Origin of the sequence: Bradyrhizobium sp. OK095 (genome assembly GCF_900109945.1) — a bacterium.
Taxonomy (GTDB): domain Bacteria; phylum Pseudomonadota; class Alphaproteobacteria; order Rhizobiales; family Xanthobacteraceae; genus Bradyrhizobium.
This window is the reverse complement of sequence record NZ_FOBX01000002.1, coordinates 813,622-828,758: the sequence shown is the minus strand read 5'-3', so window position 1 is coordinate 828,758 and position 15,137 is coordinate 813,622. Positions and strand designations below refer to the sequence as shown.

Genomic DNA, 15,137 nt, shown 5'->3' with positions numbered 1-15,137 from the left:
GACGCTACTTGCCACTAAACTGCGGCTTGCGCTTCTCCATGAAGGCTTCCCGACCCTCGCGGAAATCCGCGCTGTCCATGCAGGCGGTGCCGATCGCCTTGATCGCACGCATGTCGCGCGCGCTCTCGTCCTTCAGCACTTCTGCGATGGTGAGCTTGGCCGCCTCGATCGCGAGCGGGGCGTTTTGCGCGATCGTCCCGGCGATTTCCATGGTCTCGCCCCAGAGCTGGTCGACCGGGAATACGCGCTCGACGAGGCCGATCCGCAGCGCCTCGACGGTATCGATGCGCATACCCGTGTACATCAAGAGCCGCGCCCAGGACGGGCCGACCAGTGACACCAGGTGCTTCAAGCCGTCATAGCCATAGGCGATGCCGAGTTTTGCCGCGGGAATGCCGAACTGGCTGCCATGGGCGGCGAGGCGGATGTCGGCGAGCATCGCGACCTGCATGCCGCCGCCGAGACAGAAGCCCTCGATGCAGGCGATCGTCGGCTTGGGATAGTCGGCGAGCAGCGCGCGCTGAGCGACGCTGCGTTTGGCGTACTCTTCGGACGCTGCCGCGTTGTGGCGCGTCTTCTCGAACTGGCTGATGTCGGCGCCGGAGACGAACGCCTTGCCGCCAGCCCCGCGCAGGATCACGACGCGGACCGCATCGTCGTCGCGCAAGGCCGTCAGCGCCTCGCCAAATCCTTCCCACATCTCCAGCGACATGGCGTTGCGCTTGTCGGGATTGTTGAAGGTGATGACGCCGACGCCGCCGGCGGTGTGCTGGAGGATTTTGCCGTCGGCGTAGGATTTTTCGTTGGAGAGTTCGGGCATCGCGCGCTCGCTTGTCATAGGCCGGGCGCAATGTGCGGCCAGCCTGCGGCCCGGGTCAACCGCGGCGAGGGAGGCGGCTTTGCATCCGCCTGTGCCGCGATTGCATGGCGCGGTGACCTCGCCAATCCTATCGCGCCGGTTCTACTGCTCCAGTTCTACTCCGCCATGTGTGCGGTCAACGGATGGCCGGCGGCCTTGCCGAAGAACGCCGCTTCTTCGGCGGTCGCCTCAAGCAGCTGCTCGTCCTGATTATAGACGTCGTTGCGGAACTGGACGGTCTGGTCCTTGGTCATCCATGCCGTGAGGTAGATCCAGGCCACCGGCACCTTCTTCGCCATGGCGACGTCGAGATGCTGGCCGGTCGCGATCTCCGTATCGATCGCGGCGCGGCTCCATTTCGGCTGATCCTTGAGCAGCCACGCCGCGAGATCGCGCACATTGTCGACGCGCGAGCAGCCGTGGGAATCGAAACGGTAGTCGTCGCTGAACAGATTGCGCTGGTTGGTGTCGTGCATGTAGACCGAATAGGGGTTCGGCATGTCGATCTTCACCGCGCCGAGCGCGTTGAAGGTGCCGTTCTGCTGCCGCACGGTGAAGTTCGGCGTGTGTGTGCCCGACCAGTCGACCGAATGCGGATCGATCGGATTGTCGTGGCCGTCGAGCACCTCCATGTGCATGCGCGACAAATAGGTCGGATCTTTCCGCATATGCGCGGAGATCTCGGTCTTGGCAATCGAGGACGGCACCGTCCAGGTCGGGTTGAGCACGACGCTGCTGATCTGTGCCGTCAGCGTCGGCGACGGCTTTTCGGTCTTACCGACGATGACGCGATAGCGCCGCACCACGACGTCGTTCTCGACCGCCTCGGCAAAGGCGGCGGGGATGTTGACCACGACATAGCGCTGGCCGAAGCTGAAATTCATGTTCTCGAGCCGCTCCAGCGAAGCTTCGAGCTGGCGGATGCGCTTCTGCACGGAGACGTTCATCGCCGCGAGCGTGCGCGGCGTCACCGTGCCGGTCGGCGCCAGCCCGTGGCGGGCCTGGAAGCGCTTCACCGCGTCCGCGAGATCCTGGTCGAAGGTGCCGCTGGCCTTGTCGGCGGCGAGATCGCCGGAGACGATCAGCCGCTTGCGCAGCAGCTCGTCATTGGCGCCCTGGACGCCGAGGGCGAACTTCGCATCCGCCGGGATGGTCGGCCAGCCGCCGCGCACCGCAAGGTCGGAATAGCTCAGCGCGGCATCCTTGATCCGCTGGGCAGTCCCCTCGTCATAGGTCGGCTCGTGCGTCATCGCGAGCGCCGCGGTTGAGCGGCTCTCAGCCGTCGATGCGGGTGTCGTGGCAGCTTTCGGCGCTGCCGCGAGGGCCGGATTGGCCGTGGCTGGCACAGTGCCGGCCGAAGTTGCCGGCTTCGGGCCGGCCTGTCCCGTGGTCTCGGTTTGCGCAAGCGCCGAAGCGCTGGCGAACAGGCCCATCGCGAACAGATTCATGGCAATGATCACGGCATGGCGCTTCGGCATCTGTCTTCCCCATGAGGACGGGGCCCGCACGGGCCACGCATATTGGCAATTCCCGGTCGCCGCGCCGCGTGCGCCGATCGGTAAAATCGGTGGGACGTTAGGCCGTCAGTGTTGAGGCCCCATTAAGCACGGCAGTCGAAAGCCCCGCGCGTGAAGTCGCGGAGGCCCTCGATTAGGTCGCAGCAGGAGCGGGATGGGTTCGCGAAAACCGCGGGCGACGGCGGGGAAAAGACCGGGAAAAAGCCAAGAAAAAAGCCGAGAAAAAAGTCAAGAAAAAGGGGCGGTCAGACCGCCCCGGAAGGGCCACGCGCGGACAGCGCGCGGGCCAGATCTGATCCAGTTCGTCTGATCCGGTCGGTCTCGTTCAATCCGGCCGCGCCCCCGCGACGCGGCGGATTGAACATCGGCCGTAACGGCCAGACCGTCGATCGATCAGGCTTCGTTCGCCGCGATCGATTCCATCAGCGAGACGAGCTGGCGCTGCACCGTCTGATCCTTGATCTTGCTGTAGGCGCGCAGCAGGCGGAGGCTGAAGGCCGAATCGAGGAAGAGCAGGCTCTCGACTTCGCGCGCCTTGTTGTCGCCGTCATAGAAGAAGGTCACGGGCACGTCGAGGGCGGTGGCGATCGACTGAAGCCGAGCCGCGCCAACGCGATTGACGCCCTTCTCGTATTTCTGGACCTGCTGGAAGCTGACGCCGAGCTTGTCGCCGAGCTCAGCCTGCGAGATCTTCATCTCGACGCGCCGCAGACGGATCCGCTTGCCCAGCTCAATGTCCGGCTTGCCGGCACTGCGCTGCTTCATTCTTTTCGCCGCTGTTTTCATTCGTTTTCTCATCGTTCTTCGGTTGAAAACCCCCCGAAGAGGTGGGTCAGGGGTTCGCCCATATACGAGTCCTTGAATTCATGCGGATGCACGAATTCTTCCTTAAACCACGGGAATCGCGCCGGATTGAAAGCTTCGATCAGCCAGTCAATCATGTGCCGCACTCTCGGAATCCGGCCACTACCAGGGTGGTAGGACAACCAGATATCCAGCGGTCTGTTCAGCTCGACCTCCAGTGGAATCAACTTCCCGCCAAGCGCAATGGCATAGCTCGGGAATACGCCGATGCCGGCGCCATTCGCGACAGCCCAGTAATTGGCGCTTGAGACGTTGGTCTTCATGACCAGAAGGTCACGCTCCGGAACGCCCGGGAAGAAACTCTCGAAAGTTTCCTTGGCGGCAAGCTGGTCGGCGAATTGCAGCACCAGGCGGTGCTTGATCAATTCGTGGGCCGAGCGCGGCGTGCCGTATTTCTCGAGGTATTTTTGCGAAGCCCAGAACATCAGATGCATGCGGCCGAGCCGCACCAGCTTGACGTCGAGTGCCGAAGGCCGCGACAGATGGATGGCGACGTCAGCTTCGTGGCGGGAGACGTCGGCCGAGCGCATCGCGCAGTGCAGGTCGACGATGATCTTCGGATAGGCCTGCTGGAATTCGACCAGCCGGGGGGCCAGCCAGAACGTGCCCAAGCCCTCGGTCACGGCGACGCGGACTTCGCCGGACAGGGCGTTGGCCGTCGAATCGCTGGTGCGCAATACGTCGAAGGCAGCCGCCTCCATGCGCTCGACGGCGGAGACCACCAGCGCGCCTTCGTCTGTCAGATGGGTGCCGTGGACGTCGCGGGTGAACAGGGTGGTGCCGGTCTGTCGCTCGAAATCATCGATTCGGCGGCGGACGGCGTTGATCGACAGAGACAGGCGTTCGGCCGCCGAGCGGAAACTGCCGCGTCGAACGACTTCCAGGAATATCCGAGCCGCATCCCAATCGGAGAGGCCGCTGATATTTGTCTTTAGGCGTTCCTCCAGTGGAACGCCCCTTTCCGCCAAGGAGTGCATACAAGTCCCTTCGGGTCGCTAAACTGGCAGAGTCTGGCGCAAACCACAACCACGGCGGGTTGGGGAACGACGAGTTTTGAACGTCATCCTTACTGTCTCGCGAGTGGTATCTGGGTGCTGTCAAGACGGGGAATATGGCTGGGAATCGGGCACATTATCGCCCGTTTGAGGGGTGTCGCGTGAGTTCCGTTGCGAGCCTTGAAATGGCTGCGGGATTGTCGGCGCTGTCCGCAATGGACGCTCTCGCGAGCGAAGCATTGCCGTGTTCCCGGGCGGATCAATCACAGCGCATCCTGCGTTCTGTCTCCGACTGTTTCTCCGATCGCCAACAGCGCAGCGGCGCGATGGGCGCGGGAACTGCGGTTTCAGCGCGGAAACACGCTGAAATCATGTTCAGAGGCGCAGGAGCCTCGTGTTATCCTTGGCTCTCCATGGGGGCCAGAGGGGTCGTCACCAACACGTCTCGCAGGCCGAATTAACGGAAAGAACGCCGGTGTCGCATTCAGACGAACAGTTGCAGTCGGTGCTGGAAACGCTCGAGGAGTGCCGCAGGGCGCTCAACGAGATCAACAGCCGTGAGTCGGCCGAGCTGCTGTCCATCGTCATCCTCGACGTGCGGATGAAACTCAAAGGAATTGACGGCGCCGATCTCAAGGCGCTGTGCGACGAAATGCTGCGGAGCGCCGGAAGCGAACCGCAGCCCCCTTCCAAGCAGACGCAGGACCAGCCCCGGCGTCCGCTGCTCCGCGTGGTGAAGTAGCCGCGCCGCCGAGTCTCGCTTTTTGGCGAGATTTGTGCGCGTCCCGATGCCGCATCTGTGATCACGGACGGCATCGGGAGGAGCCCTGGTTTTATGCGCCTCTGTTGCGCATTCCCCGGCATCGGCTACACCAGAGCCGGTGTCCCGGTTCGCGCGCACTCCCCGCGCGCCGCACTGGGGCCTGAGATGGCTCCGACTGCATCATGCAAAATGTTTCGATCCCGGCGGCGTTGATTGCCGGCCTCGTCAGCTTCCTCTCCCCTTGCGTCCTGCCGCTGGTCCCGCCCTACCTGATCTATCTCACGGGCGCGACGATCGAGCATGTCGAGAGCGACGAAGAGGCCGCGGCCTCCAAGCGCGCGATCATGATGTCGGCTTTGCTGTTCGTGCTCGGCTTCTCGACGGTGTTCGTGGCGCTCGGCGCCAGCGCCTCGCTGATCGGCGGCCTGATCCGCGCCTGGTCGGCCGAGCTGTCGATCCTCGCCGGCATCGTCATCATCGTGATGGGCCTGCACTTCCTGGGACTGACGCGCATCGGCCTGTTGATGCGCGAGGGGCGTCTGACCGCGCCAAAACCCGTCGGCCTCTGGGGCGCATATGTGATGGGGCTCGCCTTCGCGTTCGGCTGGACGCCCTGCATCGGCCCGATCCTCGCCGCGATCCTCTCGGTCGCAGCGGCTGAAGCGACGGTGACGAAAGGCGCTGGGCTCCTCGCGGTCTATTCCGCGGGTCTCGGCATTCCCTTCCTGATCGCAGCGCTGATGATCGAGCAGTTCTCAAAATTGTTCGCGCGCATGAAGGGCCATCTCGTCAATGTCGAGCGCGCCATGGGCGTATTGATGGTGATCACCGGCATCGGCTTCCTCACCGGTGCCGTCTCGAATGTGAGCATCTGGCTGCTCGAGACGTTTCCGGCGTTGCAGACGATCGGGTAGCACCGTCTCGTTCGCCCATCATCGATGGCAACAGGGCGCGCACGCATGAAGGCCATGAGCACGCGCCCTGGTTCGGCCTAACCGATCCGTTCGTCAGTAGTCCCAGAACACCGACACGAAACGAAACGCGTCGCCGTCGGTGGCCACGCGGCCGATGGACGGGAACGGCAGATGCGTGGCCACCATCATCTCGCCGGTCTCGGCAAGCTCTCGCAAGAGGCGGACACGAACGCGCGCCGCTTCCTCGGGGTCGTGTTCAAAGCCGTTGTGCCAGTCGGGTTGCTCGAACCCGACCGCGAACACGGCGTCGCCGGCGAATGTCAGCGCGTCGTCGCCGGATGCCACGCGAACCACGCTGTGTCCGGGGGTGTGGCCGCCGGTGCGCCGGGCGATGACGCCGGGGGCAATCTCCTGCGTCTCATCGAAGGTGCGCAGCTGACTGCCGTACTCGCTCACGAACCGCTTGGCGGTCGCCCGAAGCGCGTCCGGAAAACCCTGCGGCATGTTGGTGCGGGAGAAATCGGGCGCCTCCCAGAATTTGACCTCGGCGGCCGCCACGTGGACGCGGACGTCCTTGCGCAGCTGCTGCTTCACGCCGTCGACGAGCAGCCCGCCGATATGGTCCATGTGCAAATGGGTCAGCACGAGGTCGGTCACGGACGACAGATCGATGCCGGCAGCCTCAAGTCGCCTGATCAATTGGCCGGCCCGCGGCAGGTTCAGGCTCGGATCGGATCCGAGGCCGGCGTCGATGAGGATGGTCTTGTTGCCGCTGCGGATCATGACCGCATTCAGCGCCCAGTCGAACGCATCCTGCGGCAGGAACATGTCGTGCAGCCAGGTCGCCCGGACGGTCGGGTCGGCGTTGTGCGCAAGCATCGTGGTTGGCAGCGGCAGCACACCGTCGCTGACCACGAGCACGTCGATCTCGCCGACCTTCAGCGCGTAACGCGACGGAACGAGCTCTTCGCGGCCCGATCCCACTGGATATGAAGTGTTGTGCAGGTTCATGTTCGTCTCCTGTTGCATGATGAGTGTTCCCGGCTGGTTCTGGTTGAGCGGGCCACGCGGCCGGAAGCGCGCGGTCGTCATCGCTTCGTGCGTCAGAGATCGGTGACGCGCTCCGGATCGGCCGATGCGAGCGCAGCAGCGCGCTCGGCTTTCGGCGGATAGATCCAGACGGTGTTGATCTCCTGCTTCGTCTTCTTGGCGATGTCGCCGACCATCTCGACGGTGCGCTCCCAGCCGCGCGTGAACAGCGCGCCGGCCTCGCCGAGGTCGAGGCAGGTGACGTAGGCCTTCTGGTGATAGGGTCTGGTTGGAGCGCCGAGTAGCTCCGCTGCTGCGTTGTTGCCGGCAAAGGCACCCATCCGCGTGGCGTGCTGGCACGACATCAGCGCGTAATTGCCGTCGTTGTCGCAGGCCGCGCGCGCGGCATCGCCGGTGGCGAAGATTCCGGCGACACCAGGCACACGCAAATCGCGATCGACCAGCAGACGGCCGAAATTGTCGCGCTCGGCAGGGATCTGCGCCGTCAATGGCGCAGCACGGATGCCGGCCGCCCAGACCACCGTCTCGGTCTCGATATGCTCGCCGGTCGACAAGGTCACGCCGGATTTGTCGAGCGAGGCGACGCCGGCTCCAAGCCGCGTCTCCACCCCGAGCTTGCGCAACGCGTCCTCGATGTGCGGGCGGGCGCCTTCACCCATGCCGGGCGCGATTGCGCTGTTGCGCTCAACGATGATCACGCGCGTTTTGGCGCTTTGGCCGAGGATGTCGCGCAAGCGCGCGGGCAGCCCGGTGGCGGCCTCGATGCCCGTAAAACCGCCGCCGGCGACGACAACAGTGTCGCGTCCGTTCGCGGCCGGCCGGTCGGCGAGGCCGTGCAGGTGCTGGTCGAGCGCAATCGCGTCATCGAGGGAATCGACGCTGAAGCCGTGCTCGGCAAGGCCGGGAATGTTGGGTCGGAACAGGCGGCTGCCGGTGGCGACCACCAGACGGTCGTAGGACAGGGTCTTCTTCGTGCCCTTTGCCGTCGTGATCTGCATCGTTCGCGCCTCGGTGTTAACGGTCTCGGCACTGCCCTGGATGTAGTCGACGTCGATCGCCTCGAGGACGTCGAGCAGCGGCGCCGTCAGGGTTTCCGGCTTCGGCTCGTAGAGTCGCGGGCGGACCACCAGCGTGGGCTCCGGTGCGACCAGCGCGATTTCGAGATCGTCAGGCGAAGCGCCCTTGATGTCGCGCAGGCGGGCGGCGGAGAGGGCGGCGTACATGCCGGCGAAGCCGGCGCCGATGATGAGCAGTCGCATATGGTTCACTCCTGAGTTTGATTATTGGGTTTTTTTCTTGGGTCTGGTCTGGTTCGAAACGCGCGCGTCATCGCCGCTGCCGAATGCAAGCAGGGCCTGTTGCGATCGATGACGACGCGGAGAGGTGAGACGGAGACGGCCGTTACGGCGCGGTGCAGTTCGGCAGCGAGGACAGCAGCGCGGGGCCTTCACATGCTGTGCGGCAGCTTCGCGGACCCAGTGGCCAGCCGCGCAGGGCTACCGGCATCACAGGCTTCCGGAGCCAATCATGACTGATCAGGATCGACGTCGCGGCATTGGCACTTTGCCCGATCTGTGCCGGGGCTTCCTCGGCCGTTGGCGAGGTGAAGCGCACGGTCAGTGAGAGCCCATACACGATCGCCGTCGAGACGGCTTTTCGTCGCGGTGCAATTGCAAGGCGTTTCCAGTTCATCGTCTGACTCCGTCCGCATGATGTGACGTTGCGATGTGTAGCGAACCAGATACTCGACTGCCCCAGAGCGATTGCCGTCGCTATCGCGCGATTGCTGCTAACGCACGCGCCTGCGCCAATCGCTCGGCGTTTCGCCCGTGAGCTTCTTGAAGGCCGCGGCGAAGGCGGTCTGCGTGGAATAGCCGAGCTCTGCTGCGATCGAGACGACCGATTCGTCGCTCTCCCGCAGCATGTTCATGGCCTGCTCGAGCCGGTGCTGGCGCAGCCAGGCATGCGGCGACAGCCCGGTGCTCTCCTTGAAAGACCGGCAGAAATGGAAGCGCGACAGACCGGCGTCGCACGCGAGCGCCGAAAGCGAAACGTCCGCATCGCTGTCCGAACGCAGGCGTTCGATCGCCCGTCGCAGGACCGTCGGCGAAAGGCCCCCGATGGTCGGCGGCAGCGCGGCTGCGACGCCCGCATGAGCGGCGAGCAGACGCGTGGCGAGAAGGTCAGTCAGTTGTTGCCTGAACAGCGTGTCGAGCGTGGCGCTGCCGTCGAGCGCGTCGGCGGCGCTCAGCAGCAGGCGGGATGTGATGGCGTCGGGATGTCCGGTCCTTTCCAGGAGGTCGTCGGGGCCTGCCGTATTGGCCTCGTTGGCGATGCGCAGCAGCGTCCGCTGCGGAAGATAGAGCTGAACGACATGAATGGGCCGGTGAATGTCCCATCGGGACGTCGAGCCGGCCGGAATGATCGTCACGACGCCGGGACGCGCGCTGCTGATCGCAGCCGATTTTCCGCTGCGCCGCTCCAGCGCCTGCGAGCCGACGGGATAGGTCATGATGACGTGATCGGCCATGGGTTCGACCACGTCGTGCAGCGCCTCGTGCTTCCAATAGGCAATAGTGCCGCTTTGGCAATCGGAGGCCATGCGAAGCGGCCTCGTCTTGAGCACCCGCGCCATCTCCGCGTCTGCGGCGCGCAGCTCCGACGTCGAGCCATCGTCCGTCTGTGCGGTAGGTGCCGGCGGCAAGCCCTTGTGCGGGGGATTGCGCATGAGTGCGGTGCTTCCGGTCATTGCGTGGAACCTCCTGATCGCATCGAGCTTCAAATCAGGCGTCCGTATTTGTACGGGTCGGCGCGAGTTCTATGCGCGCGAGGGCACAGCGTCTTTCCTGAAGCGGCCATGCTTTGTCCGATCCTGCTCCGTGCCGGCGCGCGCTTTCGCAAAAGCACGCCGAGCGGGTCTGCGCTGATGTTGAATGGAGACGCGGGGGCTTCAGAATCGGCTGAGCAGGGTCAGGACCGCTGCTTGATTGCAGATGACATGCCTTAACTTACGGCAAAGCGCGCGAGTGCCTCGCGATTAATCTCGATGCCGAGTCCGGGGCCTTCGGGAACGCGCACAACGCCGTTCGCGTGCTCGATCGGCTCTTTCAAAATCGCCTGCCGGATCGGATGTTCAGTGCGGTCGAATTCGAGCATCGGCTCGAGCGGTGCGAGCGAAGTCGGCGTGTGCGAGGGCAGCACGGCGAGTAGCTGGAGCGAGGCCGCGATCGCGACGCCGGTGCCCCAGACATGCGGATTGTAGCGGATGCCGAACGTCTCGCTCATGTCGGCGATCTTCTTGCATTCGGAGAGGCCGCCGGCCGCGCAGGTGTCGGGCTGGGCGATGTCGAGCGCATGGGAAGCGAGCAGGTCGCGGAAGCCGAAGCGGGTGAACTCGCACTCGCCACCGGCGACGGGAATGGAGAGCGCGGCTCTCACCGCGCGATAGCCCGCGATGTCTTCCGGCGGCACCGGTTCCTCGAACCATCCGATGTCGTAACGCTCGATCAGGCGGCCGAGCCGGATCGCTGCGACGGAATCATAGGCATGGTTGGCATCGACCATCAGCGCGACATCAGGGCCGATCGCCTCGCGCACCGCGCGGGTGACCGCGGCGTCTTCGGCGGTACCGAATCCGACCTTCAGCTTCACGGCCCGAAAACCCTCCGCGGCATAACCGGCGGCTTCCTCCGGCAAATATTTCAGCGGATCGCCTGACTTGCGCCGATAGAGCCCGGTGGCATAGGCCTGCACCTCCTTGCGGGCCGCCCCGCCGAGAAGCTGGCAGGCGGGCACGCCGAAATGTTTGCCCTTGATGTCCCACAGCGCGATGTCGATGCCGCTCAGCCCCTGGATCACGACGCCCTTCTGGCCGTGATCGCGCAGGCGCGCGTAGACCATCTGCCACAGCACGTCGGTGCGCAGCGAATTCTCGCCGATCAACCAGGGCGCGATGCTCTGCACCACCGCGGCCGTCACCCGCGCAGGTCCATAGCATTCGCCCCAGCCGGTGAGCCCCGCATCGGTCTCGATCTCGACCAGCATCGCGGTGCGCGTGTCGTACCAGGCGCGCGAATAGGCGAAGGGCTGCGAGAGCTTTGCTTCGAGGATGTGCGTCCGGACGGTTGTGATCTTCATCGCCGATGTCCCCCGTTCAATGCGCCTCGTCCAGTGCGCACACCACCGTGCAGACGACGCCGCGCGGCAGGAAGTCGACGGTGGCCTCGCCGCCGAGCTGGTCGCGCGCGCTGCGCTCGATCAGGCGGGAGCCGAAGCCGCGCTGCACCGGCGCCGTCACCAATGGGCCACCGATCTCGCTCCAGATCAGCCGCAGCCGCGGCTTGGGTGTGTCGGCAATGACATCCCATTCGAGCGTCACCCGGCCGGTCTCGTTCGAGAGCGCCCCGTATTTGGCGGCGTTGGTGGCGATCTCGTGCACGATCATCGACAGCACCACGGCGAGCCGCGGCGACAGCGGCACCGCGGGGCCGTCCATCCGGATGCGTTCGGGCGCGTTGAGCAGGAACGGCTTGAGCGCGCGGGCCACCACATCCTTCAGCTCCGAGCCTGCCCATTTTTCCTGGCTGAGCAGATTATGCGCTTCCGCGAGCGCGCCGAGACGGCCCTCGAATTTGGTCCGCTCGTCGCGGCTGGCGCTGCGGAAGGTCTGCACCGCGATCGCCTGCATCAAGGCCAGCGTGTTCTTGACGCGGTGATTGAGCTCCTCGATCAACAGATTGTGCAGCATCTCGCCGCGCGCGATCGTGGTCGCCATCCGGACTGCAAAAGTGAGGCCCGTCAGCAGCAGGATGCCGCCGATCAGGCTGGTGATGGCGATGTTGCGCCAGAGCGGGGCGATCAGCGAGCTCTCGGCGACGCCGGCGGCTACGGTCCAGCCGGTCAGCCGCGAGCGGGTATAGGCGGAGGCGAGCGGAACGCCGTCGAGCGACACGGTCGGGAGCGATGCCTCGTTGCCGCGAAACATTTCGGCGTAAAGCGACGGAGAGGCGCGCTTGCCGAACGTCTCGCTTGGGTTCGGTACGCGCGCGAACACGGTGCCCTTTGCGTCGAGCAGGGACACCGTCCATTGCTGGTCGGGCCGCTGCCTCTCGACCAGATCCTGGAAGATGCTGACCGGCGGGCCGAAGCAGAGGTCGTAGATCACCTCGCCGTCCCGGAACACTGGAACCTCGACGGTGAGAACCTGGCGCTGGTTGAGCGTGCCGGTGAACAGGTCGGAATATTGCGGCGATTTGGTCGCGAACACCTTCTCGACGATCTCCAGATTGCCACGCGGCGGCAGGCTCGCGGTGTCCTCCGCCGCCGACGAGAACAACAGCCGGCCCTTGCGATCGGAGATCAGGACCAGGCCGCCCTTGCCGTATTGGTCGAGAAAGCCGAGCGCGATGCGGCGAAAGTTTTGGAAGTCGTTGTTGCGCAGCGAGTTCGTCAGCGCCAGCACCTGCAAGCCGCCGGTCATCCGCTGCACCTCGGAATCCAGCACGAGGCGCATGCTGCGCACGTTCTCGAGCACGCGGCGGTTGGCGTCGTTGCGGTCCTGCTTGTAATTATAGAAGGCAATGCCGACCGCGAAGACGATCATCGGCAGCGTCGTTCCCGCGACCAGGAGAGCGAGTCGGACCGGCAGGGTGAACTTGGACAAACGCGGATATCCTGGCTCCGGCCCGACGGGACCGGACGGGGCCGAGCATAGAGCAGCAGTGTTATCGCACCACTGCGCTTTTAGGAGGACCCCCTTTTAGGAGGACCTGCGCGCCGCGTCCCGCGAGGCGCGCAGGTTGCAGTGCAAAAGAGCGCTACAGATTGCTCTCGGTGATCGCCGCGTAGACCATGCTGCGCAGCTCGCGCCGGATCGGATAGGCGCTCGACGGCAGCACCTGCGTCATGAAGATGGTGATGAGTTCCTCGGCCGGATCGATCCAGAACGAAGTCGTGGCTGCGCCGCCCCAATTGTATTCGCCGGAACTGCCGGCGACGAGCGTCTCCGCCGGGCGCATGGTCACGGCGAAGCCGAGGCCGAAACCGATGCCGTTATAGGCGGCCTCAGCGAACATCGAGCGCGACACTTCCGGCAGCGACCGTCCGCCCGGGATGTGGTTGCTCGTCATCAGCGCCAGCGTCTTCGGGCCGAGCAGCCTGACGCCGCCGAGTTCACCGCCGTTGAGCAGCGCGCGGCAGAAGGTGAGATAGTCGGCCATCGTCGAACACAGCCCGCCGCCGCCGGAAATGAGGGAGGGCGGCGACAGGAATGAGCTCGTGGTCGGATCGTCCTGCAGCGTCAGGCCCTCGCGGCGCTGGCCGGCATGGAAGGTAAATCCGCCAGCGGGATCGGCGTTGTAGCAGGCGGCGAAGCGATGCGCTTTCGAGGCCGGCACGTGGAAATCGGTGTCGGTCATGCCGAGCAGATCGAGGATGCGCGTTTTGAGAAACTGCTCGAACGGCATTCCTGAGATCTTGCCGACGAGATAGCCCAGCACGTCGGTCGCGACCGAATAGTTCCAGGCCTCGCCCGGGGAGAACTCCAGCGGGATTTTGGCGAGGCTCTCGATCATGCCCTGAAGCGTGCCTGATTTCTCGACCTCGCCGATCTTCTCGGCGCGGTAGGCGGCATCGACATTGGAGCGTTGCTGGAAGCCGTAAGTCAGCCCTGCCGTGTGGCGCAACAAGTCCACGATCAGCATCGGCCGGGACGGCGGCCGGGTCAGGAAGGCCGGCGCGGTGCCGGCGACGAACACGCCGAGGTCCTTCCATTCCGGGATGTACTTGGCGACCGGCTCGTCGATCGCGACGAGGCCTTGCTCGACCAGCATCATGAAGGCGACGCTGGTGAGCGGCTTGGTCATGGAATAGATGCGATAGATGGTGTCGTCCTTGACCGGCACCTTGCGCTCGATATCGGCAACGCCCTGGACGGAGCTGTGGGCGATCTTGCCGCGGCGGTAGACCAGAAGATGCGTGCCCGGGAAGCGGCCGGCATCGATGTACCGGGTTTTCAGGTGCGCATCGACGCGGTCGAGCGCGGCCTTGGACATGCCCACGGATTCGGGCGAGGCGGGGGTAGGGGCGAGCATCGGTTCCTCCGGGGCATTTTGTCGGAAAGTTGATACCGAAATGGCGGCCTCATTCCAAGCCGGTTGCGCTTAACGTGGCCCCGCCGACTGGTGTAGGCTCCACTTGGAACGCCTCCAAGGAGCCCATCCGGGCCAACGAGAAAATGCAGGCAAACGCACCATGACCCAGTTCAATGAGACCGAACTCACCGAAGCCGTCGTCAAGAGCTTTGACCAGACACCAAACCCGCGCGCAAAATTCCTGCTCCAGGAATTGGTGAAGTCGCTGCACGATTACGTGAGCAAGACCGGTCTCACCTTCGAGGAGTGGGACTACGCCATCGATTTCCTGACCCGCACCGGCCAGAAATGCACCGACACGCGCCAGGAGTTCATCCTGCTGTCCGACGTGCTCGGCGTCTCCATGCTGGTCGACGCGGTCAACCACCGCGACCGCGACGGCGCCACCCAGACCACGGTGCTCGGCCCCTTCTATGTCGGCGAGCACAAGGTCACGGCCCACGGCACCGACATCTCGCCGAACAATCAAACCGGCGAGCGGATGTTCGTCCAGAGCCGCGTCACCGATCTCCAGGGCAAGCCGCTCGCAAACGTGCCCGTCGACGTCTGGCATGCCGATGACGACGGCTTCTACGATTCACAGAAGGCCAATTACGACGAGGTCGGCGCCTCCGCGCGGGCGCGCTTCATCACCGACGCCGATGGCCGCTTCTTCTTCCGCACCATTTTGCCGTGCAGCTACCCGATCCCGACCGATGGGCCGGTCGGAGAGATGATCATGCAGACCAAGCGTCACCCGATGCGCCCGGCGCATGTGCACTTTCTGGTCAATGCCAAGGGCTACGAGCCGCTGATTACCCACGTCTTCATGGACGGCGACAAATATCTGGATTCCGACGTCGTGTTCGGCGTCAAGGACGACCTCGTCGCCAAGGTCGAGCCGCGCAACGATGCGGCGATGCCCGACGGCGGCAAGGCGAACGGGCAGTGGCACTTGATGACCTACGAATTCCACCTCAAGCCCGGCGGGGGCATGGCGCCGAAGCCGCTGGGCGTGAAGGCGGCGGAACCGGCCTGAGGCCTC

14 protein-coding genes are annotated in these 15,137 nt (G+C 64.7%); 3 read left to right on the top strand and 11 right to left on the bottom strand.

What is annotated here, in order from left to right; genetic code table 11:
- Positions 1–4: 4 nt before the first annotated feature.
- The 4 genes from BMW89_RS08760 to BMW89_RS08745 all read right to left on the bottom strand — a co-directional run bounded on the left by BMW89_RS08760 (position 5) and on the right by BMW89_RS08745 (position 4,217).
- Positions 5–820, bottom strand: coding sequence for an enoyl-CoA hydratase (locus tag BMW89_RS08760; protein ID WP_092024736.1), 816 nt, complete (start codon positions 818–820; stop codon positions 5–7).
- 155 nt (positions 821–975) lie between these two features.
- The gene (locus BMW89_RS08755) at positions 976–2,337 is read right to left on the bottom strand and encodes a L,D-transpeptidase family protein (RefSeq protein WP_092024568.1); all 1,362 of its coding nucleotides are present in this window, start codon (positions 2,335–2,337) and stop codon (positions 976–978) included.
- 432 nt (positions 2,338–2,769) lie between these two features.
- Complete coding sequence (locus tag BMW89_RS08750; RefSeq protein ID WP_177195914.1) at positions 2,770–3,141, bottom strand: helix-turn-helix domain-containing protein; 372 nt, start codon at positions 3,139–3,141, stop codon at positions 2,770–2,772.
- A gap of 29 nt (positions 3,142–3,170) precedes the next feature.
- On the bottom strand, positions 3,171–4,217 hold the full coding sequence (locus tag BMW89_RS08745; RefSeq protein ID WP_092024564.1) for a LysR family transcriptional regulator: 1,047 nt from the start codon (positions 4,215–4,217) through the stop codon (positions 3,171–3,173).
- Positions 4,218–4,710: 493 nt separating this feature from the next.
- Between BMW89_RS08745 and BMW89_RS08735 the strand changes: the two genes are divergently transcribed.
- On the top strand, positions 4,711–4,977 hold the full coding sequence (locus tag BMW89_RS08735) for a hypothetical protein (protein ID WP_092024560.1): 267 nt from the start codon (positions 4,711–4,713) through the stop codon (positions 4,975–4,977).
- A 203-nt stretch (positions 4,978–5,180) separates the two neighbouring features.
- Positions 5,181–5,912 (top strand): cytochrome c biogenesis CcdA family protein, encoded by a 732-nt coding sequence (locus BMW89_RS08730; protein ID WP_092024558.1) that lies wholly within the window; start codon positions 5,181–5,183, stop codon positions 5,910–5,912.
- A 93-nt stretch (positions 5,913–6,005) separates the two neighbouring features.
- Here the strand turns inward: BMW89_RS08730 and BMW89_RS08725 are convergent, their stop codons facing one another.
- The 7 genes from BMW89_RS08725 to BMW89_RS08695 all read right to left on the bottom strand — a co-directional run bounded on the left by BMW89_RS08725 (position 6,006) and on the right by BMW89_RS08695 (position 14,053).
- Positions 6,006–6,923, bottom strand: a complete 918-nt coding sequence (locus tag BMW89_RS08725) for an MBL fold metallo-hydrolase (protein ID WP_177195913.1) — start codon at positions 6,921–6,923, stop codon at positions 6,006–6,008.
- 92 nt (positions 6,924–7,015) lie between these two features.
- Positions 7,016–8,221: an NAD(P)/FAD-dependent oxidoreductase gene (locus tag BMW89_RS08720; RefSeq protein WP_092024556.1), complete on the bottom strand. Its 1,206-nt coding sequence runs from the start codon at positions 8,219–8,221 to the stop codon at positions 7,016–7,018.
- A 142-nt stretch (positions 8,222–8,363) separates the two neighbouring features.
- Positions 8,364–8,654, bottom strand: coding sequence for a hypothetical protein (locus tag BMW89_RS08715; RefSeq protein ID WP_092024554.1), 291 nt, complete (start codon positions 8,652–8,654; stop codon positions 8,364–8,366).
- A gap of 97 nt (positions 8,655–8,751) precedes the next feature.
- A complete protein-coding gene (locus BMW89_RS08710; RefSeq protein WP_177195928.1) occupies positions 8,752–9,690 on the bottom strand; it encodes a helix-turn-helix domain-containing protein in 939 nt (312 codons plus the stop codon).
- 275 nt (positions 9,691–9,965) lie between these two features.
- Positions 9,966–11,099: a mandelate racemase/muconate lactonizing enzyme family protein gene (locus tag BMW89_RS08705; RefSeq protein ID WP_092024550.1), complete on the bottom strand. Its 1,134-nt coding sequence runs from the start codon at positions 11,097–11,099 to the stop codon at positions 9,966–9,968.
- Positions 11,100–11,115: 16 nt separating this feature from the next.
- A complete protein-coding gene (locus BMW89_RS08700; RefSeq protein WP_244547552.1) occupies positions 11,116–12,624 on the bottom strand; it encodes a sensor histidine kinase in 1,509 nt (502 codons plus the stop codon).
- Positions 12,625–12,778: 154 nt separating this feature from the next.
- The gene (locus BMW89_RS08695; protein WP_092024548.1) at positions 12,779–14,053 is read right to left on the bottom strand and encodes a serine hydrolase domain-containing protein; all 1,275 of its coding nucleotides are present in this window, start codon (positions 14,051–14,053) and stop codon (positions 12,779–12,781) included.
- Positions 14,054–14,213: 160 nt separating this feature from the next.
- Here BMW89_RS08695 and BMW89_RS08690 point away from each other — a divergent pair, with 160 nt between their 5' ends.
- A complete protein-coding gene (locus BMW89_RS08690; RefSeq protein WP_092024546.1) occupies positions 14,214–15,131 on the top strand; it encodes an intradiol ring-cleavage dioxygenase in 918 nt (305 codons plus the stop codon).
- Positions 15,132–15,137 lie beyond the last annotated feature (6 nt).

Coding starts and splice junctions, on each gene's coding strand:
- BMW89_RS08715 (WP_092024554.1), bottom strand. CDS start 8,654: ATGAACTGGAAACGCCTTGCAATTGCACCGCGACGAAAAGCCGTCTCG.
- BMW89_RS08750 (WP_177195914.1), bottom strand. CDS start 3,141: ATGAAGCAGCGCAGTGCCGGCAAGCCGGACATTGAGCTGGGCAAGCGG.
- BMW89_RS08725 (WP_177195913.1), bottom strand. CDS start 6,923: ATGAACCTGCACAACACTTCATATCCAGTGGGATCGGGCCGCGAAGAG.
- BMW89_RS08720 (WP_092024556.1), bottom strand. CDS start 8,221: ATGCGACTGCTCATCATCGGCGCCGGCTTCGCCGGCATGTACGCCGCC.
- BMW89_RS08710 (WP_177195928.1), bottom strand. CDS start 9,690: ATGCGCAATCCCCCGCACAAGGGCTTGCCGCCGGCACCTACCGCACAG.
- BMW89_RS08690 (WP_092024546.1), top strand. CDS start 14,214: ATGACCCAGTTCAATGAGACCGAACTCACCGAAGCCGTCGTCAAGAGC.
- BMW89_RS08695 (WP_092024548.1), bottom strand. CDS start 14,053: ATGCTCGCCCCTACCCCCGCCTCGCCCGAATCCGTGGGCATGTCCAAG.
- BMW89_RS08745 (WP_092024564.1), bottom strand. CDS start 4,217: ATGCACTCCTTGGCGGAAAGGGGCGTTCCACTGGAGGAACGCCTAAAG.
- BMW89_RS08730 (WP_092024558.1), top strand. CDS start 5,181: ATGCAAAATGTTTCGATCCCGGCGGCGTTGATTGCCGGCCTCGTCAGC.
- BMW89_RS08755 (WP_092024568.1), bottom strand. CDS start 2,337: ATGCCGAAGCGCCATGCCGTGATCATTGCCATGAATCTGTTCGCGATG.
- BMW89_RS08705 (WP_092024550.1), bottom strand. CDS start 11,099: ATGAAGATCACAACCGTCCGGACGCACATCCTCGAAGCAAAGCTCTCG.
- BMW89_RS08760 (WP_092024736.1), bottom strand. CDS start 820: ATGCCCGAACTCTCCAACGAAAAATCCTACGCCGACGGCAAAATCCTC.